1 protein-coding gene is annotated in these 754 nt (G+C 49.2%); it reads left to right on the forward strand.

Annotated elements, in window-relative coordinates:
- Positions 1 to 7: 7 nt before the first annotated feature.
- A partial coding sequence (locus A3766_RS03725; protein ID WP_255375278.1) for an aminoacetone oxidase family FAD-binding enzyme occupies positions 8 to 754 on the forward strand: 747 nt, incomplete at its 3' end.

Genomic DNA, 754 nt, shown 5'->3' on the forward strand with positions numbered 1-754 from the left:
CATTATTATTGGCGGGGGTGCCTCAGGTTTAATGTGCGCACTAACAGCCGGTCAACTTGGCAAGCGCGTTTTGGTTCTCGACAGCAGCAATAAAGTCGGCAAGAAAATATTGATGTCTGGCGGCGGCCGCTGCAACTTTACCAACTACTATGTAGAGCCCAGCAACTATCTTTGCAGCAACCCTCACTTTGTAAAATCTGCCCTTGCGCGCTACACCCAATGGGACTTCATCGGCCTGGTCGATAAACATGGCATCTCTTATCATGAACGCTCTCATGGCGAGCTGTTCTGCGATAATTCAGCAAAAGATATTCTGAAGATGCTACTCGATGAGTGCAGCGACGCCGGTGTCGAGATCAAAACCAAATGCCAGGTGGAGTTTATCGAAACCCTAGACGAAAGTGATGAGCAGCGCTATATACTTCGCTCTAACGCCGGTGTTTTCACGTGCCGTTCCTTGGTGATCGCAACCGGTGGCCTATCCATTCCTACACTAGGTTCAAGCGGCTTTGGCTACGATATTGCCGAACAATTTAACCTGCCTCTCAAAGAACGTTCAGCGGGATTAGTCCCTTTCATTTTCACCGATCAAACCAAAGCGCTTACTGAACGCTTATCAGGGTTAGCGGTTGACGTGACAATGGAAACCAACGGCACCACATTTCGAGAGAACATGCTGTTCACTCATCGCGGCATTAGCGGCCCTGTTGCCCTACAATGCTCCAACTATTGGAAGCAAGGCGACCTTATTCAT

Source organism: Oleiphilus sp. HI0132 (genome assembly GCF_001635845.1).